Genomic DNA, 22,979 nt, shown 5'->3' with positions numbered 1-22,979 from the left:
TAAAAAATAAAAAGAAGAAGGTAAAATAAAAATGGCAAAAATTATCGGTATTGACCTTGGTACAACAAACTCAGCAGTAGCAGTCCTTGAAGGAACAGAATCAAAAATCATTCCAAATCCAGAAGGAAACCGCACAACACCATCTGTTGTCGCTTTCAAAAATGGTGAAATTCAAGTTGGTGATGCTGCAAAACGTCAAGCAGTGACAAATCCAGATACAATCCTCTCAATCAAGTCAAAAATGGGAACGAATGAAAAAGTTTCTGCAAATGGTAAAGAATATACACCACAAGAAATTTCAGCCATGATTTTGCAAAACTTGAAAGCCACAGCGGAAGCTTATCTTGGTGAAAAAGTAGAAAAAGCGGTTATCACAGTACCTGCTTACTTCAATGACGCACAACGTCAAGCGACAAAAGATGCAGGTAAGATTGCAGGTCTTGAAGTTGAACGTATCGTCAACGAACCAACAGCAGCAGCACTTGCTTATGGTCTTGATAAGACAGATAAAGATGAAAAGATTCTTGTTTTTGACCTTGGTGGTGGTACATTTGACGTCTCAATCCTTGAACTTGGCGATGGTGTCTTCGATGTTTTGGCAACTGCAGGGAACAACAAACTCGGTGGGGATGACTTTGACCAAAAAATTATTGACTGGATGGTTGCTGAATTTAAGAAAGAAAACGCCATTGACCTTGCACAAGACAAAATGGCTTTGCAACGTTTGAAAGATGCTGCTGAAAAAGCGAAAAAGGACCTTTCTGGTGTATCATCAACTAATATTTCATTACCATTTATCACCGCAGGAGCTGCTGGTCCGCTTCACTTGGAAATGACTTTGACTCGTGCAAAATTTGACGAATTGACTCATGATTTAGTTGAAGCAACACGCCAACCTGTCCGTCAAGCGCTTTCTGACGCTGGATTGTCAACTTCTGATATTGATGAAGTACTCTTGGTCGGTGGATCAACGCGTATCCCAGCCGTTGTTGAACTTGTGCGCAAAGAAACAGGTAAAGAACCTAACAAATCTGTCAACCCTGACGAAGTGGTTGCAATGGGTGCAGCAATTCAAGGTGGAGTCATCACTGGTGATGTTAAAGATGTTGTTCTTCTTGATGTTACACCATTGTCACTTGGTATCGAAACAATGGGTGGTGTCTTCACAAAATTGATTGACCGCAATACAACGATTCCAACTTCTAAATCACAAGTCTTCTCAACTGCTGCTGATAATCAACCTGCTGTTGATATTCATGTGCTGCAAGGTGAACGTCCAATGGCCGCTGACAACAAGACTTTGGGTCGTTTCCAACTGACAGATATCCCTGCCGCACCTCGTGGAATTCCTCAAATCGAAGTGACATTTGATATTGATAAAAATGGTATCGTTTCTGTAAAAGCGAAAGACCTTGGTACTCAAAAAGAACAAACGATTGTCATCAAATCAAACTCTGGTCTTTCTGACGAAGAAATTGACAAGATGATGAAAGATGCTGAAGCAAATGCAGATGCAGATGCTAAACGTAAGGAAGAAGTCGATACGCGTAACGAAGCTGATGCGCTTGTCTTCCAAACTGAAAAGACTTTGAAAGACCTTGAAGGAAAAGTAGATGAAGCCGAAGTCAAGAAGGCTGAAGATGCTAAAGAAGCACTCAAGAAAGCTCTTGAAGGCGATGATATTGCTGATATCAAAGCTAAATCAGAAGCGCTCTCTGAAATTGCACAAAACTTGGCTGTAAAACTTTACGAACAAGCAAATGCGGCTGGGCAAGCAGCTGGAGAAGCTGATACTACTCAAGAAGCTCCAAAAGATGACAATACATTTGATGGTGACTTTGAAGAAAGTAAATAATGATTGAAAAAAGAAGTGCTGATAAGTCTGTCAGTGCTTCTTTTTTTCAAAACAAGTGGGGGCTATCTCATGCTGTTGATGCACCACGGGTATCCATTCGCTCTAAGCTGCTAAAGCAGCAAGGCGAAATGGCAATTCTTGAATTTCGTCCGACTGCCATAGGGTCTAAGCGCTTTGCGACTCGACTTGTGGCTTTAAGCCACCTAGCGAGAACCATTGCGACTCGGCGCTTCAGCACCGTAGTGAGCATGGATACCCGTGGTGTGGACAGTGTAGCCCAAAGGGCGGAGATAGCGACTAGAGAAAATGGACAAATGTTTTACGAAACTCTCACTGAATAACTCTTGACTTCTTTTTGTAAATCTAAAATCTGAAGAAAACTTACTGACAGAAAATCTGTCAGTATTTTTTTTACATTAGACAAAAATAGACACACCGTCCAAAAAATAAAATTATCTCTTGCAATCGTTTTCCTATTGTATTATGATAAAAATAACAACAGAATAAAGATGATGAGTTACCAAATGGTAGATCATAATCAAGAATAGATACTTTGTTAATCAGAGTATTTGGAGGATAATATGCGTTATACTAATGGAAATTATGAGGCTTTTGTGCATCCTAAAAAGCCGGCAAATGTCGAAGAAAAATCAGCCTATATTGTGGGAGCAGGTCTTGCGGGTCTTGCAGCTGCGGTGTTTCTCATTCGTGATGGACAAATGTCTGGATCGAACATTCATATCTTGGAAGAGCTTACGTTATCTGGTGGTTCATTAGATGGCTCATTTATTCCTCACGATGGTTTTGTTGTGCGTGGTGGTCGTGAAATGGAAAATCATTTTGAATGCCTTTGGGATCTTTTTAGGTCAGTTCCATCACTCGAAATGGACAATGCGTCCGTTTTGGATGAATTTTATTATCTAGACAGAGAAGATCCTAATTCGTCAAATTGTCGAATAATTCATAAACGTGGACACCGTGTTTCCGATGATGGACAATTTACATTAAGCCCAAAAGCTCAAGATGAAATTGTCAAATTATTTATGACGAAAGAAGAGCTACTTGTCGGCAAGAAAATCGAGGATTGCTTTACAGAAGAATTTTTTGAATCAAATTTCTGGCTCTACTGGTGTTCCATGTTTGCTTTTGAAAAATGGCACTCAGCAATTGAAATGCGCCGTTATATTATGCGTTTCATTCACCATATCAAAGGCTTACCAGATTTCACAGCACTAAAATTTACCAAGTATAATCAATATGAATCGTTGGTCAAACCCCTCATCACTTATTTACAAAGTCAAGGTGTTGATTTCCGCTACGGTTCACAAGTAGAAAATATCGAAGTTGACTTTTCAGAAAATAAAAAAGTTGCAAAAACAATCAAATTTGCTGACGGAAGTTCGTCAGCACTGACAGAAAATGATTTGGTCTTTGTCACTAATGGCTCAATCACTGAAAGCTCCACTCAGGGCTCACCACTTGAGCCAGCACCCATTACTCACGAACTTGGAGGATCATGGAAACTTTGGAAAAATCTGTCAGCACAGTCACAAGAATTTGGTCATCCAGACGTTTTCTGTCAGAACTTACCAAAAGAAAGTTGGTTTGTGTCAGCAACAGTCACATGGAAAAATTTGAAAATCCAACCTTATTTTGAAAAACTCACTCATCGTGAACTTCGCTCAGGAAAAGTAGTCACAGGTGGAATCATCACAGTGAAAGATTCCAATTGGCTGCTATCATTTACAACCCACCGTCAGCCACATTTTAAAGAACAAAAAGACCAAGAAACTGTGACCTGGGTTTACGGTTTACTCTCCAATATCGAAGGAAATTTCATCAAAAAACCGATTGAAGAATGCACAGGTGAAGAAATCACGCAAGAATTACTCTATCATCTGGGGATGCCTATTGATGAAATCGCTGATTTTGTACATGAAAATACGAATACAATTCCCGTTTATATGCCTTTCATCACATCGTACTTTATGCTTCGTGAACCTGGAGACCGTCCACTTGTAGTACCAAAAGACTCTGTCAATCTTGCCTTTCTAGGAAATTTTGCAGAAACTAAAAGAGATACAGTATTTACTACAGAATATTCTGTCCGTACAGCGATGGAAGCCGCCTATCAACTTCTTGATGTTGACCGAGGAGTACCGGAAGTTTATGCATCAGCCTATGATTTACGGGCACTCGCAGGTTCAGTATATTATCTCTCAGATAAGAAAAAACTAGAAGAAATGGATTTGCCACTTATTAAAAAACAAGCACTGAAGTTAGGATTGAAAAAACTCAAAGGCACATACATAGAAGAAGTCTTAAAAGATGCTGGCTTGATTTAAAAATTAAATCTAATCATTGAAAATAGTGAAGTTAAATGCTTCACTATTTTTGTTAAAATAAATGTTATGATTGAAGAAAAATTTAATAAAGAACTGGAAGAAATCAGACATTATCTTCATGCCCATCCAGAGCGTTCGGAACACGAACTTAAAACTACCGCCTTCATCCAACAAAAATTGACGGATTGGAATATCGAAATTCTAGATGGAAATTTAAAAACAGGCCTAGTTGCAAAAGTTGGAAACGGCAATCCAGTCATTGCTCTACGTGCCGATATTGATGCACTTCCAATCAATGAACAGACCGATTTACCTTTCACATCAAAAAATGAAGGATTAATGCACGCTTGTGGTCATGATTTACACATGACAAGTCTTTTGGGTGCAGCAAAGATTTTAAAAGAACACGAAAAAGAACTTAAAGGAACAGTCAAATTAATTTTCCAGCCTGCAGAAGAAATCGGGCTAGGAGCCAGACAAGTCCTTGAAAGTGGTCTTGTTTCTGATGTGCAGGCTTTTATTGGTTATCATAATATTCCAACACTTGGTACAGGAATTATTGGATTACGTGAAGAAGGAGTTATGGCTGCAGTTGAGCAGTTTGAAGTAAATGTTGTAGGGAGTGGCAGTCATGCCGCATATCCTCACGAAGGCATAGACCCTATTTTAGCAACAAGTGCAATTATTCAAAATCTACAGCAGATTGTTTCAAGAAATATTTCGCCACTCAAAGCAGCGGTAGTATCGGTGACTCATATTGAATCTGGAAACACATGGAATGTTATTCCAGATAAAGCTATGTTTGAAGGAACCATTCGTACATTCTCCGATGAAACACGTCAACACGCCAAAAAGAGATTTACAGAAATTATAGGGTCCACAGCGGCAGCTTATGCTGTTTCAGCAAAAATCAATTGGAAAATGGAGGCTGATCTAACTTATAATGACCCAGAATTAACAAGAGTTTTGAGCGAAGCCACTCGGCACTGGCATCAATCATTTGTTGTTCCAGAACCTTCAAGTGCTGGGAGGATTTTGCTAACTATAGGCAGCAAGCTCCAAGTGTATTTGCTTTTATTGGCTCTAATCAATCGGGTAGTTCAGGACTTCACTTTTCGGATATGATTGTTAAAGATGAGGTTATCCCTGTGGCAGTCGAATACTATATTCAATCTGCTCAAAGCCTACTAGAATATTTTAACCAAGCAAGTGCCTGCTAAATCCCCCACCTCTATAAGGTGGAGGGATAAGCAGCACTATCTCCGCTTCGCTCCGCTGTCCATTCGCTCTATCTCCATTTCACTGCGCTGTCGATTCTCGCTACGTACTTCGCACGCCGTTCTACGAACGGTCTACGCACCTTCGTTGCTCCGCTGTCCGTTTGATTGCCATTTGGCGTTGCCTCTATTCTTGTCACTTTAGTGACTTAGAGATAGAGGACAAATGTTCATCGGCACTTTATAGGATAGCCGTTTGCGCTAAAGCAGCAACGGATATGCTAGTTGTTTCACCTAGTGCCTTACAGCCAATGCCTTTTGCTCTTGGGGCTTTAGCCCTAAGCAAACGGACAAATGTCCTATGGTCATCCGAAGCTAACTGCTAAAGCAGTAAGAGCAAAGGGCAAAGCGATAAGGCGAAATGGCAAGCTTTGCTTTCGTTCTACTAACATCAGTAGGAGAGAAAGAAGCTCCTACTGATGAAGTAATCACTTCAACTATCAAGAGATAAAAATTAAAAAATATTTTTAAAATGAAAGCTCAGTAAAAAAGAAATACATCTTTATCTTGTATTTCTTTTTTTTATTTAATAAAAATGATAGTTTTTGGAAGTTTTAGGTTGATTTTGAAAGAAAATGATGATATACTATTTCTGTAAACGAATTCATGAGGAAATAGTTATTTTTTAACTTGATATTTAAACACATTAAAACAAAAACTATAAGTTATGTAAAACCGCTCTATAGTAGGACTATACCACAATATTTTAATTCCAGTATAAGTGAGGGAGGTAAAGAATGTTAGCGAATGAACGCAAGAAAAATATTACTGATTATTTAAAAAATAGGAAACGAGCAACGATTGAAGAATTACTTCCTGTGATTGAAGGCTCAATTTCAACTCTCCGTAGAGATTTGAATGAGTTAGAAAAAGAGAAAATACTTCGTAGAGTACACGGAGGAGCAGAACTTCTACAAGATCTCACAGAAGAATTGAGTGTTTTCGAAAAAACTTCCAAAAACATTCAAGAAAAAGAGAAAATCGCTGCAAAAGCACTTCTAAAAATAAAAGATGGAGATATTATCTTTTTAGATGCAGGGACTACAACGGGCATTTTGGCTGACTTAATCAATCATTCTCAAAAATATTTGACAGTTGTGACAAATTCTGTCACACATCTTTCCAAACTAACAGATGAAAGACTAATTGTTTATCTGTTAGGAGGACGTGTAAAAAAAGTGACAGACGCAATTGTCGGCAGCCAAACTTTAGCTCAGCTTTCAAATTATCAATTTAACCTTGCGTTTATAGGAGCAAACGCGATAGATGAAATTCATGGAGCGATGACACCAGACCATGAAGAAGCTGCCGTTAAATCTCTAGCCATTAAGCAAAGCCAAAAATCTTATGTTTTGGCAGATTCATCCAAAAACGGTCAAATGAGTTTTATTAAATTTGCACAGCCAGATGAATTTGAATTGCTGACAGACTAATTTTGCTTTAAAATTATGCACTGTCAATAATTAACTATAACTGGCAAGACACACGATTGATTTTATAACAAGAAAACGATAGCAGTACTTTAGAAAGAAAAATATGATTTACACAGTAACATTAAACCCTGCCTTAGATTATTTTATGAATTATGAAAAAATATCGCTTGGCGAGGTTAACCGTACCTCTCAAACACAAGTATCGGCTGGAGGCAAAGGAATTATGGAAAGCCGAATGTTGAGTTTAATGGAAAGCCCAACTACAGCTTTAGGCTTTCTGGGAGGTTTTTCAGGAGAGTATATTAGAGCATTTCTGAATGAACATGGTGTTTTATCAGATTTTACTCCGATTGATTCCTTAACAAGAATTAACGTGAAGCTCAAAACAGAAGATGAAGAAACCAGTTTAGATGCTGCTGGACCAACCCTAAAAGAGAGCGAGATACAAGCTTTCGTTCAAAAATTTGAAAACTTAAAAGCAGATGATATTGTTGTATTTGCAGGAACAATTCCAAAAGCACTAGGAGAAGACTTTTATGAACGATTAATTGAAAGAGTAAAGACCAGAGGGCTTCTTTTGTTCTGGATATTGATGGTCAAAAATTATTAAAATCTCTTAAAAATCATCCATTGCTTATCAAACCCAATCGTGAAGAACTTGAAGCTATATTTAATACATCTTTGAAAACAAATGAAGAAATTATACCATTTGGTAAAAAGTTGTTAGATATGGGGCACAGCATGCTATTGTTTCGATGGCAGGGATGGTGCACTTCTTTTTAGTCGTGATGTGGTATATTTTGCCAAAGGAATCAAAGGAGAATTGAAAAATTCAATTGGTGCAGGGGATTCTACCGTTGCAGGATTTTTAGCGGAATATCATGAAACAAAAGATTTATTGAGAGCTTTCAGGCAAGCTATAGCCTGTGGTACAGCGAAGGCATTCTCAAAAGATATGCCTACCCGAGAATTTGTTAATGAAATTTATAAAAAAGTTGAAATAAAGGAGATTTCAATCAATGGAAATTAAAGATTTACTAAAATCTGAGGTCATGATTCTTGACCTTAAAGCGCAAAGCAAACTTGCTGCTATTGATGAAATGGTTCAAAAACTTGTTGATGAAGGCTATGTCAACGATTTTGAAACATTTAAAACAGGGATTCTAGCTCGCGAACATCAGACTTCAACAGGACTTGGTGAGGGTATTGCTATGCCACACAGTAAGAACAGTGCTGTCACTCAGCCTGTTGTACTTTTTGCAAAGTCAAAAATAGGGGTAGATTATGAAGCGCTTGACCATCAACCTGTCCATCTATTTTTCATGATTGCAGCACCAGAAGGTGCTAATGATACTCATTTAGAAGCATTGGCGCAACTTTCAAAATTCTTGCTCAAAGATGGTTTTAACAGTAAATTGAAAGCGGTTAACTATCCGCGTGAAGTTTTAGAACTTTTTTCATCAAATGAAGCAGAAGAGATAGAAACAGTAAAAAATGCAGAACACTATATAGTTGCAGTGACAGCTTGCACAACAGGGATTGCACATACTTACATGGCAGAAGAAGCGCTCAAAAAACAAGCCGCTCAAATGAATGTTGCAATTAAAGTCGAAACTAATGGTGCACGCGGTATTGATCATAAATTAACCACTGAAGACATTAAAAAAGCAGATGCAGTCATCGTTGCAGCAGATAAAAAGGTAGAAATGAATCGTTTTTCTGGCAAAGAACTTGTAAATAAACCAGTTGCAGAAGCAATTCGTAATCCAAAAATTCTGATTGAAACAGCACTTTCTGGTAAGGCTCCAGTATTTGAAGGGAAAATACAGAGGAAGAAAGCTCAGAAACTGCGACGGGGCTTGGGAAAGCATTTTATAAACATTTAATGGGTGGGGTATCCGCAATGCTTCCTTTTGTTGTTGGAGGCGGGATTTTAATCGCTTTGGCTTTCTTAATTGACCAAGCAATGGGAGTACCTCATGATCAACTTGCAAACTTGGGTGTTTATCATCCAATTGCAGCTTATTTCAAAAATGTAGGAGGAGCAGCATTTGCATTTATGCTCCCTGTATTAGCTGGGTTTATTGCAAATTCAATTGCGGATAAACCAGGCTTAGTAGCCGGGTTCGTTGCTGGCTCAATGGCTTCTTCAGGATTGGCATTTGGTCACCTTGACCCTGCAAAGATGATTCCTTCAGGATTTCTTGGTGCTTTGGTCGGTGGATTCTTAGCTGGTGGCGTTATTCTTTTACTTCGTAAGTGGACGAAAGCTTTACCAAAATCTTTGGATGGAATTAAAGCGATATTAATTTATCCGTTAGTCGGTACATTTATTACTGGATTTTTGATGCTATTTGTCAATATACCAATGGCTGCTATCAACACAGGTTTATCAAGCTTTTTGAATAGTTTATCTGGTGCATCTGCATTGGTACTCGGCTTGGTTGTAGGGGAATGATGGCAATTGACCTCGGAGGTCCGATCAATAAAGCAGCCTATATTTTTGCAACCGGAACTTTGGCTGCGACAGTAGCTGATGGTGGTTCAGTTGTAATGGCAGCTGTAATGGCGGGTGGTATGGTTCCTCCACTTGCAACAACAGTAGCAGTGCTTTTATTCAAAAACAAATTTACTAAAGAAGAACGCAATTCTGGTTTAACTAATATTGTGATGGGCTTATCTTTCATTACAGAGGGCTCTATTCCTTTTGCGGCTTCTGACCCTGCTAGAGCTATTCCGTCATTTTTCGTAGGTGCAGCTGTGGCTGGAGGATTGACAGGGCTCGCCAATATTAAATTAATGGCACCTCATGGAGGAATCTTTGTCTTAGCGCTAACAAACAATCCGTTACTTTATCTTTTATTTATCTTGATTGGAGCTGTAATTTCAGGAGTTTTATTTGGAGCGTTGAAGAAAGTAAAATAAGTTTGAAATAAGCACAATTTTGGTTTAAAAATTAATTAAAGCGGCTAACTACCGCTTTTTGTTAGTGTTCTCTTGAATAATCAAAATCATTAATCTTAAAGATTATTAGAAAAAGATTTGACAATAGTGAGATAAAAATATATAATAATCGTGGTTAGTTTTTAAAGCTAACTATCGGTAGGTGAGGCTACCACAGGGATACGGGTTGCTGCCGCAGAGTCGTGGAGACACGATGAGAGGGCCAACAGTTCATGTCGAAAAACAAGGCATGAAATAGTGCAACAACATCGCCCTGTGGAGCTAAAGCTTGAACGATGACATGAATTGGTTTCACTGTGTGGTGTTAGCTTTTTTTGGAATTATTCCCTTGTCTATGTTCAAGTTACGTAGGCAAGGTTTTTTTGTGTTGAAAAGGAGGTGAAAACGAATGGAAGAACAAAGTATCAGCAGCTCTGACCCTGATAGGCCACAGCAGAACAAAATGATGAAAACAACTGTTCGTTTTCATCGTCTTATTTAATGTAGCCCAAAGTCTAGGAGCTGTATAATCAAAATCTATTATTATTATTATTATGAAATTGAGGTACAGACCAATGAAAAAAAGATTAACTAGAAGCTCAGGTGTAACGAATAAAGCAAATGCAAATATGATGCACCGTGAAGCAATTCAAAGAAGATTAGAATTCGCAACAAAAGCAAACAAGGAAGAAATATTTAAAAAATTAGGTACAACAGTAGAAGGATTGAATGAGAAACAAATGGAAGTTTCTCGCAGTCTTTATGGAGATAACAAAATTACGCGAGGTAAAAAAACTTCGTTTGTAAAGCGTATATACCAAGCATTTATTAATCCATTTACAATAATATTATTTATTTTAGCTTTAATATCGGCATTTACTGATATTATTTTAGCAACACCTGGAGAAGAGGACCCGACAGGATTACTCATTATTACAACAATGGTTTTAATTTCTGGGATACTACGTTTTGTTCAAGAGACTAGAAGTGGGAATGCTGCTGAAAATCTTCTGAAGATGATTAGAACTACAACAAATGTGTATCGAAAAGGAATCGGAAGTCAAGAAATTCCGATTGAAGAAGTGTTGGTTGGAGATATTATTCACTTATCAGCAGGCGACATGATTCCGGCCGATTTGAGAATTATAGAAGCAAAAGATTTATTTATCAGTCAATCTTCTCTTACTGGAGAGAGTGAGCCCGTAGAAAAATTAGCGAGTTTGAAGAATGATAAATATGATACATTAACTGAAGCTACAAATCTTGCATTTATGGGCTCAAATATTATTAGTGGAACTGCATTTGGAGTGGCTATTGCTACTGGTGATGATACAATATTTGGAGAAATGGCAAAAAGTGTTGATGAAGATTCTGTTAAGACCACCTTTGAAAAAGGGGTAAATTCAGTTTCATGGGTTCTCATTAGATTTATGCTTGTTATGGTACCCTTTGTTTTATTTATCAATGGTTTCACTAAAGGGGATTGGATGGAGGCAACCTTATTTGCTCTTGCCGTAGCGGTAGGTTTAACTCCAGAGATGCTACCAATGATTGTAACGACTTGTTTAGCAAAAGGTGCTGTAACGATGTCAAAAGAAAAAACAATTATTAAAAATCTGAATTCTATTCAAAATTTAGGGTCAATGAATATTCTCTGTACGGATAAAACAGGAACTTTGACTCAAGATAAAGTTGTTTTGATGCATTATCTTGATATACAGGGACAAGAAGATACTCGTGTACTCAGACACGCTTTTCTAAATAGCTACTACCAAACTGGTCTCAAAAATTTAATGGATCTTGCAATTATCCAAGCTACTGAGAATAATCAAACAAAATTCTCAGAATTAAGCGGGCTTAGTAGTAGATATACAAAGATTGATGAGATACCATTTGATTTTGAGAGACGTCGAATGAGTGTTGTTGTGCAAAGTAATACAGAAGAGCTAGGCAAAAAAACGCAACTCATTACTAAAGGGGCTGTTGAAGAAATGCTGGATATTTGTCAATTCGCTGAATATAAGGGCGATATCGTACGATTGACAGATGAGGTTAGAAAGTATATTTTAGAAAAAGTTGATGAACTTAATGAAAAGGGAATGCGAGTGATTGCGGTAGCTCAAAAAACCAATCCCTCTCCAATCGAAATATTCTCTGTGCAAGATGAGTCAGAGATGGTTTTAATGGGCTACCTTGCTTTTCTAGACCCACCCAAAGAATCTACAAAGAGAGCGATTAAAGCACTTAATAAATACGGTGTTGGAGTAAAAATACTAACAGGTGATAACGATAAGGTAACACGTTCGATTTGTAGTCAAGTTGGATTACCCGTTGACCATATTTTACTAGGCTCTGATATAGATAAATTGGATGATGAGCAGCTGGCAAAAGATGTAGAAAAAATGAGTGTATTCGCTAAATTATCCCCACAACAAAAGGTGCGAATTGTGACAGCATTGAGAAACAATGGAAATAGTGTTGGATATATGGGAGATGGTATCAACGATGCAGCAGCAATGAAGTCATCGGATGTTGGTATTTCTGTTGATACAGCTGTCGATATAGCGAAAGAATCAGCGGACGTTATCTTGCTAGAAAAAGATTTGACAGTTCTTGAAAAAGGAATTATTGAAGGACGTAAAACATATGCAAATATGATTAAATACATTAAGATGACCGCAAGCTCTAACTTTGGTAATATGTTTTCTGTATTAGTGGCAAGTGCATTCTTACCTTTTATTCCGATGTTGTCTATTCATATTCTCTTGCTTAATTTAATCTATGATTTGTCATGTACTGCAATACCGTGGGACAATGTTGATGAAGACTATTTGACAGTACCTAGGAAATGGGAAGCAAGTTCTATCAGCAAGTTTATGTTATGGATTGGTCCGACAAGTTCTGTCTTTGATATCACAACTTATCTACTGATGTTTTTTGTGATATGTCCTGCGACATTTGGAGAATTTAGTACACTTACACCGGGAAGTGCGGCTTATGTTGGATTTATTGCTCTTTTTCATTCAGGATGGTTTGTAGAATCTATGTGGACACAAACTCTTGTGATTCATATGATTCGTACTCCAAAAATACCATTTTTAAAGAGCCATGCTTCACTTTCTCTTACATTATTAACTTTTTTGGGAATTATTGGTCTTACTATTATTCCCTTCACAACTTTTGGTGCTTCAATAGGTTTGGAAGCTTTACCTGCTAGCTTTTTCCCTTGGCTTTTACTGACGGTGACGATGTATATGCTACTAGTCACAGTTTTCAAGAAAATATTTATTGCTAAATATGGTGAGTTGCTTTAGCTACAACAAAAAAAGAGTCTTCTCGAAATGAGGACTCTTTTTTGTTGTAACTTCACTATAAATAATTTAATCAAGAGTTTCTGTCACGTTGAGCATGATACCAGTCATCTGGTAAAACTTGGATGTATTTATCATTTTCATAGGCCATCCTTTTTTGAAATTGTCGCAGTTTTGCTGAAGCAAAAATGAGAAGAATCATTAAACTTAGGCAAAGTAATGAAAGTTTTAGCTTGTTTACTTTTTTACCATCTAAAATAAGCATACGAACGATAAGCAACAAAGCAATACAAATCAATGTTGGGATGATAAAGCGAGAGCTTTGTAGAGGAGCAATCCCTAAAAATTTTGTGATAGGTGGAATGAAGTAAGTTGTGTAGAAAACTAAAGTCATACCAACAATGACACTAGCCCTATATCTACTTAAAGGACGGCATAATAAATATAAGGCGAACAGCTGAACTGAACCAATAATCAGAGTAACATCACTCAAATAAGCGCCATAATTGGTAGCTAAATGTCCCTCAGCTGCTATGGAATAGAGCGGAAATTTGTAAGGAAGGATTAGCATAGTAAAAATGGTAATCCCAATTAATATTCCTGCTGGAACTATATTTACTATTATTCTTTTGAAAAAATCGTCTGTGCTTGGTTTTTCATCTTTTTCTAAAATTAACAAAGCACTAGGAACTCCAACAGTAAAGATTCCCATGAGCATTAGGTTAATTGATTCAAGTGGAAAGATTTTTCGGGTAATAACTAGTAGGATGATTAAAACAAATGTGTAAATTACTCGCAGAAGATTCATCCCTGCGACTCGTTTAATATTGTTGATGACTTTCCTGCCTTCTTGTACTACAGAAGGAAGAACAGAGAAGTCATTTTCTAATAGGACAAATTGGGCAACAGATTTTGTGGCTTCGTTTCCTGAACCTAGCGCAATAGCACAATCTGATTTTTTTAATGCTAGAATATCATTTATACCATCGCCAATCATGGCTACTGTGTGCCCGTTTGATTGTAAAGCGGTAATCAAATCTCGTTTACGCTCAGGTGTAATTCGTCCAAAAACGGTGGTTTCTTCTGCGATTTTTTGTAAGCTTTCTGCATCTTTAGGAAGTTCGTTGAGATTACGTGCACTTCCTTTTATACCAACATCATGAGCAATATTTAGAACAGTTTCTGGATGATCTCCTGATATAATCTTGATTTCTGTTCCTTGTCTTTCAAAGTATTCTAATATTTTTTTGGCTTCTTTTTTAGGTTTATCTTTCAAAAAAATGAGGCAAATAATCTTAGTATCTTTAGGGATTGTTTTATCTTTTAGTGGCGACCAACTATGTGCAAGTCCGAGGATTCGATAGCCTCTCTTTAAAGCAAATTCAATATCTTGTTTTTGTTGATTTTCTAGTTTGTTTGAAATCATATCAAAAGCCCCAAGAGTATAGACGCCCTTGTCTTTAATTTCAATAGCCTGCTGTTTAATCTCTGATGAAAAAGGAATATATTGAACTAAATCAAGTCTAGATTGTAAACCTCCAAATTTGTTTTTGAGAGCTTCTATTGATGCATTTTGTTCGGTGTCATGTTCAACGATAAAAGAAAGGACATTATTGATTTCTTCCTTATTGTCGGTATAGTAGAGAACTTCTTCGACATTCATCTTGCCTTCTGTGATTGTTCCAGTTTTATCAAGACAAAGCACATCAACTCGTGCGAGTGTTTCGATGGCTGATAAATTTTGGGCTAAAACTTGTTTTTTTGAAAGTTTTATGACACCAGCAGCTAAGGCAACGGATGTCAGAAGGACTAGACCTTCAGGAATTAGACTTGATATAACTGCGGCACTTCCCAAAATGGCAATTTCACGTTGCGAAATTATTGACAAATCTAGGTGTGTAAGAAAGAATTGATTAAGTAAAACGAGGGCTGTCACTGGTAGAATAGCAATCATGATGATTTTTAAAATTTTATCAATGTATTGCTGTATTTTAGACTTTGTATCTTTAAAACTTTTTGCTTCACTAGTTAATTTACTGACGAATGTATTGTTTCCCACTGATTGTACTTGTGTTTTAATTTGTCCTTGTAAAACGAGGCAACCTGAATAAATCAAATCTCCAACCTTTTTTTCGACGATATCTGATTCTCCAGTAATCATTGATTCGTCAACGTAAAGTCCATTTTCTAGGCTAATTGTATCAACAGGAACTTGCATACCTTTGGTTAGGCACAAGAGGTCATTTACAACAATTTTTTCTTTATTGATGGTAATTTTTTGACCATCTCGGATAACTTCTACTTTGTTTTGAGTAAGGATGGAAAGTTTCTCGATTATTCGTTTTGCCTTGATTTCTTGATAAATTCCTACCCCTGTATTGATAATAACTGACAGTATAAATAGAGTATTTTTATAAGAACCGATTGCAATGACCACAACTGCTAAGGTTAGATTCAGAAGGTTAAAGAGCGTCATTGTATTTCTAATAATGATTTCCTTCACTGATTGCCCTGCGTTTACAGTTATTGTATTGATGTTGCCTAACTTTATTTGTTGTTCAACTTCTGGTTTAGAAAGTCCTCGCATTTCTGTTATATTTTTGTTCATATATTTCTCCTATCGTATCTTTAATTTATATTTTCTCATCTTGTTTAAAGAGAAAACTTGAAGGTATATCTAGTAGGTTAGAGTATATTTTTTGATTATATACTATTATTTTAACAAAGATATGACGATTAAAGCTTACAATATTGTAAGAAATTTATAAGACAGACTACAAAGGGGGAAAAATAAAAAAATAACTGCTTTGTTTCGGTTAAGAAATAGCAGTCATGGTGTGATTGAGTATAGTGAGTATTATTTATTTAGTTTGTCTAGAGCAGTGTTAGGAATAGCGTTTTTGGATATTTCTTCCCAACTTTTTACGCCATCTTTTTTGTTAATCATGACTTTCAAATAGCTGTCTAATTTTAAAGGTTCGCTACGATATTCTTTCATGTCAAATTTAACAGTTTCTCCTTTGTCGTTTACAAATGTTTGATGATAGAGATAGTATGGTTTGTTTTCGCTGTCTTTGCTTTGATCTGGACTGGTTTCTATTTTTGTGTAGTATACAGATTGTTTGAAGCTATCATCAAATTCTTTACTGCATGCGGTTAGTGACAATAATGCAATAATGATTAAAGGAATGGATAAAATTATTTTTTTCATTTTTCACCTCAATAAGTTATATTAAAAGTTAAAAGTAGACTAAGAAAATTATCTCTTTAGTTTTAACTTTTTTTGTTTCTTCATCCATAGTATCACGGGAAAGTATTCTAAAACTTACAAATTTGTAAGTTTTGAATAAATGTTTGATTAGAAAATTAACTTTATTTATTGGTTTATTAGGATTTGACAGTGTAAAGAATGTTCTGAGTAAATATCAGGTTAGGGGGTATGATATAATAGAAGAATAAATAGGGGTTTATTGGAAGGAGTAACATGAATTTTATTGCACTTTTTGAGTTGTTTGTGTTTTTTTTAAACTTTCTCTTATCCTTAATCATTATCTTTAGGGAGAGAAAATCAACTGCATCGACTTGGTCGTGGCTTTTTGTGATTAATGTTTTACCTGTTTTAGGATTTATTTTGTATCTTTTGATTGGGCGTGGGATTTCACATTATCGTATTTTTAAAGATAGAAAAAGATTTCATATTGGTTTTGAAAAGCAACTTGGTCACGCTGAAAAAGCTTTTTCAGATCGTGCTTTTGTTAATAAGATGCGAAAGAATCATGTGATTGGACAGCTCATCAATATGTTGTATGTTGAAGAAAAATCAATTATTTCAACAAATACTGATGTTAAAATTTTTAATGACGGTAGAGAAAAATTTGATGCTCTAATCGAGGACATTAATAAGGCAAAACATCATGTTCATATGGAATATTATATTTTTAGAATGGACCATCTTGGTCACGAAATTTATGATGCTTTGCTTGCTGCGCGTCGGCGTGGGGTTGAGGTTCGCTTGTTGATGGATGCATGGGGCTCTAATAAGACGAAGCTAAAGGAATTTAAGGAATTGACTGAACTTGGAGGGCAAGTTGCACAGTTTTTCCCTTTAATTATGCCTTTGATTAATCCTAGAACAAACTATCGTCTGCACCGTAAGATTGTGGTCATTGATGGTGTGATTGGTTATACTGGTGGTTTTAATGTTGGAGATGAGTATGCTTCGGTCACGAAAAAATTTGGTTATTGGCGAGATAATCATTTGCGTTTAACAGGGGATATTGTCTATAGTTTGCAACATCGTTTTATTTTAGATTGGAATTCACAACATAAGTTTGAGATTACAGAGGGTGAGCCTTACTTTCCTGATTCTATTGCAATTGGGCATGTTGCGACACAGTTGGTTACTTCTGGGCCAGATGAGGATAAGGAACAGATTAAGTTAACTTATATGAAAATGATTTCTGGTGCTGAACGTGAAATTGTGATTCAAACGCCCTATTATATTCCTTCAGATGCTCTGCATGAATCATTGAAATTGGCACTTTTATCTGGTGTTCAGGTAAGGATGATGATTCCGAATAAGCCAGACCATCCTTTAGTTTATTGGGCGACTTATTTTCATGCAGCAGATTTGGTTAAATATGGTGCGAAAGTCTATACTTACGAAAATGGTTTTGTCCATTCTAAGACGTTAATTATTGATGGAGAGTACGCTTCAGTTGGTTCAGCGAATTTGGATTATCGGAGTCTTCAACTTTGTTTTGAGGCAAATGTGGTAATATATGATTATGATATTGCCCAAAAATTGAGAAGTGATTTTATGAAAGACTTGCAGTTGAGTCAAGGATTGACGCTTGAGCTTTATGAACAACGTTCAAATTGGATTCGATTTAAAGAAGGATTGGCACGGCTTATTTCCCCAATGCTGTAGTTATACCAGACTGGCTCTACAGTAGTTAGTGATTTGTATGTCAATGAATGTATTGAATCAGACATAGATATTTTATGAGAAAATAATGATTTCAATGAGGTTAAAATGGATTTACCTGTAGAATTTTTAGATAAATATAAGAATATTCTTGGAAATGACTTTGAAGCGTTTTTAAAAAGTTTTGATAGAGAAGCAGTGAGTGGCTTTCGGATAAACCCTTTAAAAAACTTGAGTAGTATTGAAAGTAGAGACTATGAAGCTATTTCTGAAAGTTCTTTTGGATATTATGGGAAAGTCTCTGGTAAGTCAGTTGAACACGTATGCGGTCTCGTCTATTCTCAAGAACCTGCGGCACAGGTGGTTGTTGAAAGTGCTGGGATTCAGCCAGGGATGAAAGTGCTTGATTTGTGTGCAGCACCGGGAGGTAAATCCACCCATTTACTTAGTTTTTTGGGAAATGAAGGATTATTAGTTTCAAATGAGATTTCTCATAAACGAAGTAAAATTTTGGTGGAAAATATTGAAAGATTTGGTGCTAGAAATGTAGTTGTTCTTAATGAAAGTCCCAAGAGACTAGCTAAGGTTTTTACGCAATATTTTGATGCTATTATACTAGATGCTCCGTGTTCTGGTGAAGGAATGTTTCGTAAAGATTCTGATGCAATACAGTATTGGTCTAGTGATTATCCTCAGAAATGTGCGAATTTACAGCGCGAAATCGTTGGGGAAGCCATGCAAATGCTAGCTCCTGGTGGGGCATTAATTTACTCAACGTGCACATGGTCTGAGGAAGAAAATGAGGATATTGTGAGATGGGTATTAGAAAATTATCCTACCATGACACTGACGAATATTCCGAAAATAAATGGACAATCAGAGGGAATTGATATGCCAGAGGTTGTGCGTTGTTGGCCTCATCATTTTCTAGGAGAAGGACAATTTATTGCTAAATTTAATGACAGACGTGATAAAGTTACTGACAAAAAAGTTAAAGTTGGTAAATCTAAACTGACCAATGAACAAAAGAAATTATGGATGAGTTTTATAAGAAAAGCTTACTGACAGATTTTTTGTCAGCGGGTATTTTACAGGTTTTTGGTGATAATTTATATTTTTTACCAGAGGCTTTGCCTGATTTATCTAAGTTAAAGATTGCTCGTAATGGTTTGCATTTGGGAGTTTTTAAGAAAAATCGTTTTGAACCTTCTTTTGCTCTAGGTTTGGCGTTGAGACCAGAAGAAGTGGTGCGAACATTAGAAATTAATGAAGAACAATTTAGAAAATATGTTGCTGGAGAGACTCTAGCGATTAATGAAACGATCAGTAACGGATGGGTGCAGCTTGTTATTAACGGAAATGGTTTGGGTTTTGCCAAATTTGTTAATGGTGTCGTTAAAAATTATTTTCCAAAGGGTTTGCGTTTTTCATATTAGACTTGAATGATATTGAGTCATAAGTGAATGAATAGAATGTTGTCAGTACTGACAGAAATCTGTCAGTGAGTAAAAAAGAGAGATGATGTTTTTCAAGATGAGGGATAGTCATTTCAAAGACAAAAATGAGAGGAACCTAACAAATGAGTAAAGAACTTAATGTTGTTATCATTACAGGGATGTCAGGAGCTGGTAAAACTGTGGCAATCCAGTCGTTTGAGGACATGGGATATTTTACAGTTGATAATATGCCGCCGACCTTGATTGAGAAATTTGTTGAATTATTGAATATGCCTGACAATAAAATTGACAAAGTTGCAATGGTTGTTGATATGCGTTCGAGAAGCTTTTTTGACCATTTATATAGTATCGTGACAGAGCTTTCAGACAATTCACAAATTAATTTTAAACTATTGTTTTTGGATGCAAATGATTCAGAACTTGTTTCGCGCTACAAAGAAACCAGACGGAGTCATCCGCTGGCTATTGACGGTAGAACTTTGGATGGAATTACCAAAGAACGCGAAATTTTGAGTGATTTGAAAAATTTAGCGGAAGTGGTTATTGATACGAGTGAATTGACCCCTCGTAATTTGCGTTCTAAAATTTTGCAACAATTTTCAATGAGTGTTGCTTCAACTTTTCGGATTGAAGTGATGTCTTTTGGCTTTAAATATGGTCTTCCATTAGATGCAGATTTGGTTTTTGATGTTCGCTTCTTACCTAATCCTCATTATATTCCAACACTTCGTGATAAAAATGGAACGGATGAAGAGGTTTATGACTATGTCATGAACCATCCGCAATCTGAGGAATTTTATCAAAATCTTATGAAAATGTTAGTTCCAATCTTGCCTGCTTACCAAAAAGAAGGAAAATCTGTTCTAACAATTGCATTTGGATGTACGGGCGGTCAACATCGCTCTGTAGCTTTTGCAGAGCGGGTATCAAAAACCCTTCAAGAACATTGGCATTTGAATACAAGCCATCGTGACAAAGACCGTAGGAAGGAAACGGTAAATCGTTCATGAGTAAGCCCAAAATAGTTGTAATTGGAGGCGGCACTGGTATTCCTGTCGTTCTGAGAGCATTGAGAAAAGAAAAAGTTGATTTAACAGCGATTGTGACAGTGGCAGATGATGGAGGCTCATCTGGACGAATTCGCTCGGCTGTAAGTATTGCACCACCGGGCGATTTACGAAATGTTTTGATTGCAATGTCTGATATGCCAAAATTTTATGCCGATATTTTACAATATCGCTTTGATGAGGCAGATGGGGAGCTTGCTGGACATCCGTTGGGAAATTTGATTATTGCTGCTATTTCTGAAATGCAAGGCTCAACTTATCGAGCCATTCAATCATTAGCGAAATTTTTTCATGTTGATGGTAAAATCTACCCCTCATCAGATGCTGCACTGACTTTGCACGCTGTTTTTAAGGATGGTTATGAAGTGGCTGGTGAGAGTCATATTGCCGGTCATAAAGGATTGATTGACCATGTTTATCTAACTGAAACGGCAACGGGGAATACACCTGTTGCTTCAAGAAATGTTGTAAAGTCTATCATGGAAGCAGATACAATCGTACTGGGACCTGGTTCACTTTTTACGTCTATCTTGCCAAATATTGTAATTCCCGAAATCTGTGAAGCGCTTTGGAAAACGAAAGCAAAAATCATTTATGTATGCAATATTATGACACAACGTGGTGAAACGGAGTATTTTACTGATGCAGACCATGTGCGCGTGTTGCATGAACATTTAGGAACAAATGTCATTGATACTGTACTTGTAAATATTGAAAAAGTACCAGAAGAGTATATGAATACTAATAAATTTGATGAGTATCTTGTTCAGGTTGAACATGATTTTGAAGCACTCAAAGCTGAAAAAGTTAATATTGTATCAAATAATTTTTTGGAGCTTCGTGATGGTGGAGCGTTTCATGATGGTGAAGCGGTAGCGCAAGAGATTATTGCTATTTCTCAGCAACAGATAAAAGATTGATGAACTGTAAGTAGAATTTTTTCTGTCAGCGTGCTGACAGAATTGATAATGCTTTCAAAAACTTCTGTCAGTGACAATGAGGACAACTCTACTCTGCTTTTTTGTCGAACTACGCTGATATAAGCTGCGATTGCTTCCTCTGCAATAGATGGTGTAGCAAAGTGGAGAGGCAGGCTGTTCATGCTCGGCATCAAAGGTAAAGCGAGTTGATTTCACAGCTCCAATAACAAAAATGAATGAAAAGAGTTAAAAAATGAGTTTTACAAGTGATGTCAAAAAAGAGTTAACCCGTAATCTTGCAACGACTGGCACCCTTTTAGCTCTTGTCCGAATGAATGGTTCGGTTGGTATTTCTGGTGGTTTGACCTTATCTATTGCAACTGAAAATGCGGGGACTGCCAAATATATCTATCAAATGTTGCTTGAACTTTATGAAATTCGTGCAGAAATTCGTGTCCACCAAAAAACAACCTTGTCAAAAAATAGAGTTTATACTGTATTTATTGAAGATGGTGCTACGGAGCTTCTTGATGAATTGAGTCTTGCAGATGCGTTGATGCTGGATAATGGTGTTCCTGATTTTGTAAAAAATGATAATCTGATGAGCCGTGATTATCTACGAGGAGCTTTTTTATCTTCTGGAAGTCTTCATAATCCAGAAAAAGGCGAATACCAACTCTCTATTGCTAATGTTTATCAAGAACACGCAGAAGACCTGCAGGAGATTTTTAGAAAATTTGAGCTAAATGCTAGAGTCATTGAACGAAAAAATCGCTGGATTTTATACCTTTCTAAAGCAGAAGAAATCATGGATTTTTTAACATTAATCGGAGCAATGCAGGCACGCCTTAAATTTGAGGATGCTAAGATGATTCGAGAAATGCGAGGTCTTGCGAATCGTCAGTCTAATTTTGAAAATGCAAATATTGCTAAGTCAGTTGCAGCAAGCCAAGAAGTGATTGAAGCCATTCATTTTTTAAACGAAAAAAAAGAACTTGAACAACTTCCCACGCAACTTACCGTAGTTGCTAAATTACGTCTTGAAAATCCAGAAGCTACGCTTAAAGAGTTGGGAGAACTTTTAGATCCACCACTTGGAAAATCGGGGGTCAATCATCGTCTACGCAAACTTGTTGAAGTTGCAAAAGAACTTAAAAACTCAGGTGTTTATACGGGCTAAATGCTGCGTCTATGATATATGTATAACAATGCGATGAACTGCAAAGATACTGCCTTGCGCTCGCGCAAGAAGTGGTTTGCGTGTAACGCAAACTTTAATTTCTAAATGGAACATTTAGAAATTAAACAGTATCAGTAGGAGTTTCATAAAACATTTGTCCATTTTCTCTAGTCGCTATCTTCGCTGCGCCACGCACTTGCTTTGATAAAATTGAGACTGTCAGCATACTGATTGGTTTTTGTCAGTACTGACAGATATAAAAAA

The 22,979-nt window shown here is 36.7% G+C and carries 13 protein-coding genes, 3 pseudogenes and 1 riboswitch; of the genes and pseudogenes, 14 read left to right on the top strand and 2 right to left on the bottom strand.

Features of this window, described 5'->3' with window-relative positions; all coding sequences use genetic code 11:
• Window positions 1-31 precede the first annotated feature (31 nt).
• The 9 genes and pseudogenes from dnaK to mgtA all read left to right on the top strand — a co-directional run bounded on the left by dnaK (window position 32) and on the right by mgtA (window position 13,167).
• Window positions 32-1,855 carry a molecular chaperone DnaK gene (dnaK, locus tag FLP15_RS09880; protein ID WP_142766976.1) on the top strand — a complete coding sequence of 608 codons (1,824 nt, stop codon included), beginning with the start codon at window positions 32-34 and terminating at the stop codon, window positions 1,853-1,855.
• Complete coding sequence (locus FLP15_RS09875; RefSeq protein ID WP_142766975.1) at window positions 1,855-2,196, top strand: hypothetical protein; 342 nt, start codon at window positions 1,855-1,857, stop codon at window positions 2,194-2,196. The genes dnaK and FLP15_RS09875 overlap by 1 nt, the downstream gene beginning before the upstream one ends.
• A gap of 240 nt (window positions 2,197-2,436) precedes the next feature.
• The gene (locus FLP15_RS09870; protein ID WP_142766974.1) at window positions 2,437-4,200 is read left to right on the top strand and encodes an oleate hydratase; all 1,764 of its coding nucleotides are present in this window, start codon (window positions 2,437-2,439) and stop codon (window positions 4,198-4,200) included.
• 66 nt (window positions 4,201-4,266) lie between these two features.
• Window positions 4,267-5,420, top strand: a pseudogene (locus FLP15_RS09865) (amidohydrolase).
• Window positions 5,421-6,214: 794 nt separating this feature from the next.
• Window positions 6,215-6,910: a DeoR/GlpR family DNA-binding transcription regulator gene (locus FLP15_RS09860; RefSeq protein ID WP_142766973.1), complete on the top strand. Its 696-nt coding sequence runs from the start codon at window positions 6,215-6,217 to the stop codon at window positions 6,908-6,910.
• A gap of 103 nt (window positions 6,911-7,013) precedes the next feature.
• A complete protein-coding gene (locus tag FLP15_RS13230; protein WP_223804619.1) occupies window positions 7,014-7,520 on the top strand; it encodes a PfkB family carbohydrate kinase in 507 nt (168 codons plus the stop codon).
• Between the two features lie 180 nt (window positions 7,521-7,700).
• The gene (locus FLP15_RS13225; protein ID WP_245392054.1) at window positions 7,701-7,940 is read left to right on the top strand and encodes a PfkB family carbohydrate kinase; all 240 of its coding nucleotides are present in this window, start codon (window positions 7,701-7,703) and stop codon (window positions 7,938-7,940) included.
• Window positions 7,930-9,835, top strand: a pseudogene (locus FLP15_RS09850) (PTS fructose transporter subunit IIABC). Before FLP15_RS13225 ends, FLP15_RS09850 begins: the two are co-directional and overlap by 11 nt.
• Window positions 9,836-10,001: 166 nt before the next feature.
• A riboswitch (M-box (ykoK) riboswitch) is annotated at window positions 10,002-10,161 on the top strand.
• 321 nt (window positions 10,162-10,482) lie between these two features.
• Window positions 10,483-13,167: a magnesium-translocating P-type ATPase gene (gene mgtA, locus FLP15_RS09845; RefSeq protein WP_245392074.1), complete on the top strand. Its 2,685-nt coding sequence runs from the start codon at window positions 10,483-10,485 to the stop codon at window positions 13,165-13,167.
• Between the two features lie 70 nt (window positions 13,168-13,237).
• Here the strand turns inward: mgtA and FLP15_RS09840 are convergent, their stop codons facing one another.
• On the bottom strand, window positions 13,238-15,772 hold the full coding sequence (locus FLP15_RS09840) for an HAD-IC family P-type ATPase (protein ID WP_142766971.1): 2,535 nt from the start codon (window positions 15,770-15,772) through the stop codon (window positions 13,238-13,240).
• 249 nt (window positions 15,773-16,021) lie between these two features.
• Window positions 16,022-16,375, bottom strand: a complete 354-nt coding sequence (locus tag FLP15_RS09835) for a YxeA family protein (RefSeq protein ID WP_142766970.1) — start codon at window positions 16,373-16,375, stop codon at window positions 16,022-16,024.
• A 273-nt stretch (window positions 16,376-16,648) separates the two neighbouring features.
• Between FLP15_RS09835 and cls the strand changes: the two genes are divergently transcribed.
• The 5 genes and pseudogenes from cls to whiA all read left to right on the top strand — a co-directional run bounded on the left by cls (window position 16,649) and on the right by whiA (window position 22,715).
• Entirely contained in the window at window positions 16,649-18,094 is a 1,446-nt protein-coding gene (cls, locus tag FLP15_RS09830; protein ID WP_142766969.1) for a cardiolipin synthase, read from the top strand.
• Between the two features lie 105 nt (window positions 18,095-18,199).
• Window positions 18,200-19,527 (top strand): annotated as a pseudogene (locus tag FLP15_RS09825) (RsmF rRNA methyltransferase first C-terminal domain-containing protein).
• A 143-nt stretch (window positions 19,528-19,670) separates the two neighbouring features.
• On the top strand, window positions 19,671-20,558 hold the full coding sequence (rapZ, locus tag FLP15_RS09820) for an RNase adapter RapZ (RefSeq protein ID WP_142766968.1): 888 nt from the start codon (window positions 19,671-19,673) through the stop codon (window positions 20,556-20,558).
• Window positions 20,555-21,535, top strand: a complete 981-nt coding sequence (locus tag FLP15_RS09815) for a gluconeogenesis factor YvcK family protein (protein WP_142766967.1) — start codon at window positions 20,555-20,557, stop codon at window positions 21,533-21,535. Before rapZ ends, FLP15_RS09815 begins: the two co-directional genes overlap by 4 nt.
• A 253-nt stretch (window positions 21,536-21,788) precedes the next feature.
• Window positions 21,789-22,715: a DNA-binding protein WhiA gene (whiA, locus tag FLP15_RS09810; protein ID WP_142766966.1), complete on the top strand. Its 927-nt coding sequence runs from the start codon at window positions 21,789-21,791 to the stop codon at window positions 22,713-22,715.
• Window positions 22,716-22,979: the final 264 nt, after the last annotated feature.

Source organism: Lactococcus protaetiae, from assembly GCF_006965445.1.
Classification (GTDB): Bacteria; Bacillota; Bacilli; order Lactobacillales; family Streptococcaceae; genus Lactococcus; species Lactococcus protaetiae.
The sequence above is the reverse complement of the archived record's forward strand: the minus strand, read 5'-3'. Positions and strand labels throughout refer to the sequence as shown.

Bases quoted from the DNA above. Each gene is read 5' to 3' on its own strand.
- dnaK (WP_142766976.1), top strand. From the start codon at position 32: ATGGCAAAAATTATCGGTATTGACCTTGGTACAACAAACTCAGCAGTA.
- FLP15_RS09875 (WP_142766975.1), top strand. From the start codon at position 1,855: ATGATTGAAAAAAGAAGTGCTGATAAGTCTGTCAGTGCTTCTTTTTTT.
- FLP15_RS09870 (WP_142766974.1), top strand. From the start codon at position 2,437: ATGCGTTATACTAATGGAAATTATGAGGCTTTTGTGCATCCTAAAAAG.
- FLP15_RS09860 (WP_142766973.1), top strand. From the start codon at position 6,215: ATGTTAGCGAATGAACGCAAGAAAAATATTACTGATTATTTAAAAAAT.
- FLP15_RS13230 (WP_223804619.1), top strand. From the start codon at position 7,014: ATGATTTACACAGTAACATTAAACCCTGCCTTAGATTATTTTATGAAT.
- mgtA (WP_245392074.1), top strand. From the start codon at position 10,483: ATGATGCACCGTGAAGCAATTCAAAGAAGATTAGAATTCGCAACAAAA.
- FLP15_RS09840 (WP_142766971.1), bottom strand. From the start codon at position 15,772: ATGAACAAAAATATAACAGAAATGCGAGGACTTTCTAAACCAGAAGTT.
- FLP15_RS09835 (WP_142766970.1), bottom strand. From the start codon at position 16,375: ATGAAAAAAATAATTTTATCCATTCCTTTAATCATTATTGCATTATTG.
- cls (WP_142766969.1), top strand. From the start codon at position 16,649: ATGAATTTTATTGCACTTTTTGAGTTGTTTGTGTTTTTTTTAAACTTT.
- rapZ (WP_142766968.1), top strand. From the start codon at position 19,671: ATGAGTAAAGAACTTAATGTTGTTATCATTACAGGGATGTCAGGAGCT.
- FLP15_RS09815 (WP_142766967.1), top strand. From the start codon at position 20,555: ATGAGTAAGCCCAAAATAGTTGTAATTGGAGGCGGCACTGGTATTCCT.
- whiA (WP_142766966.1), top strand. From the start codon at position 21,789: ATGAGTTTTACAAGTGATGTCAAAAAAGAGTTAACCCGTAATCTTGCA.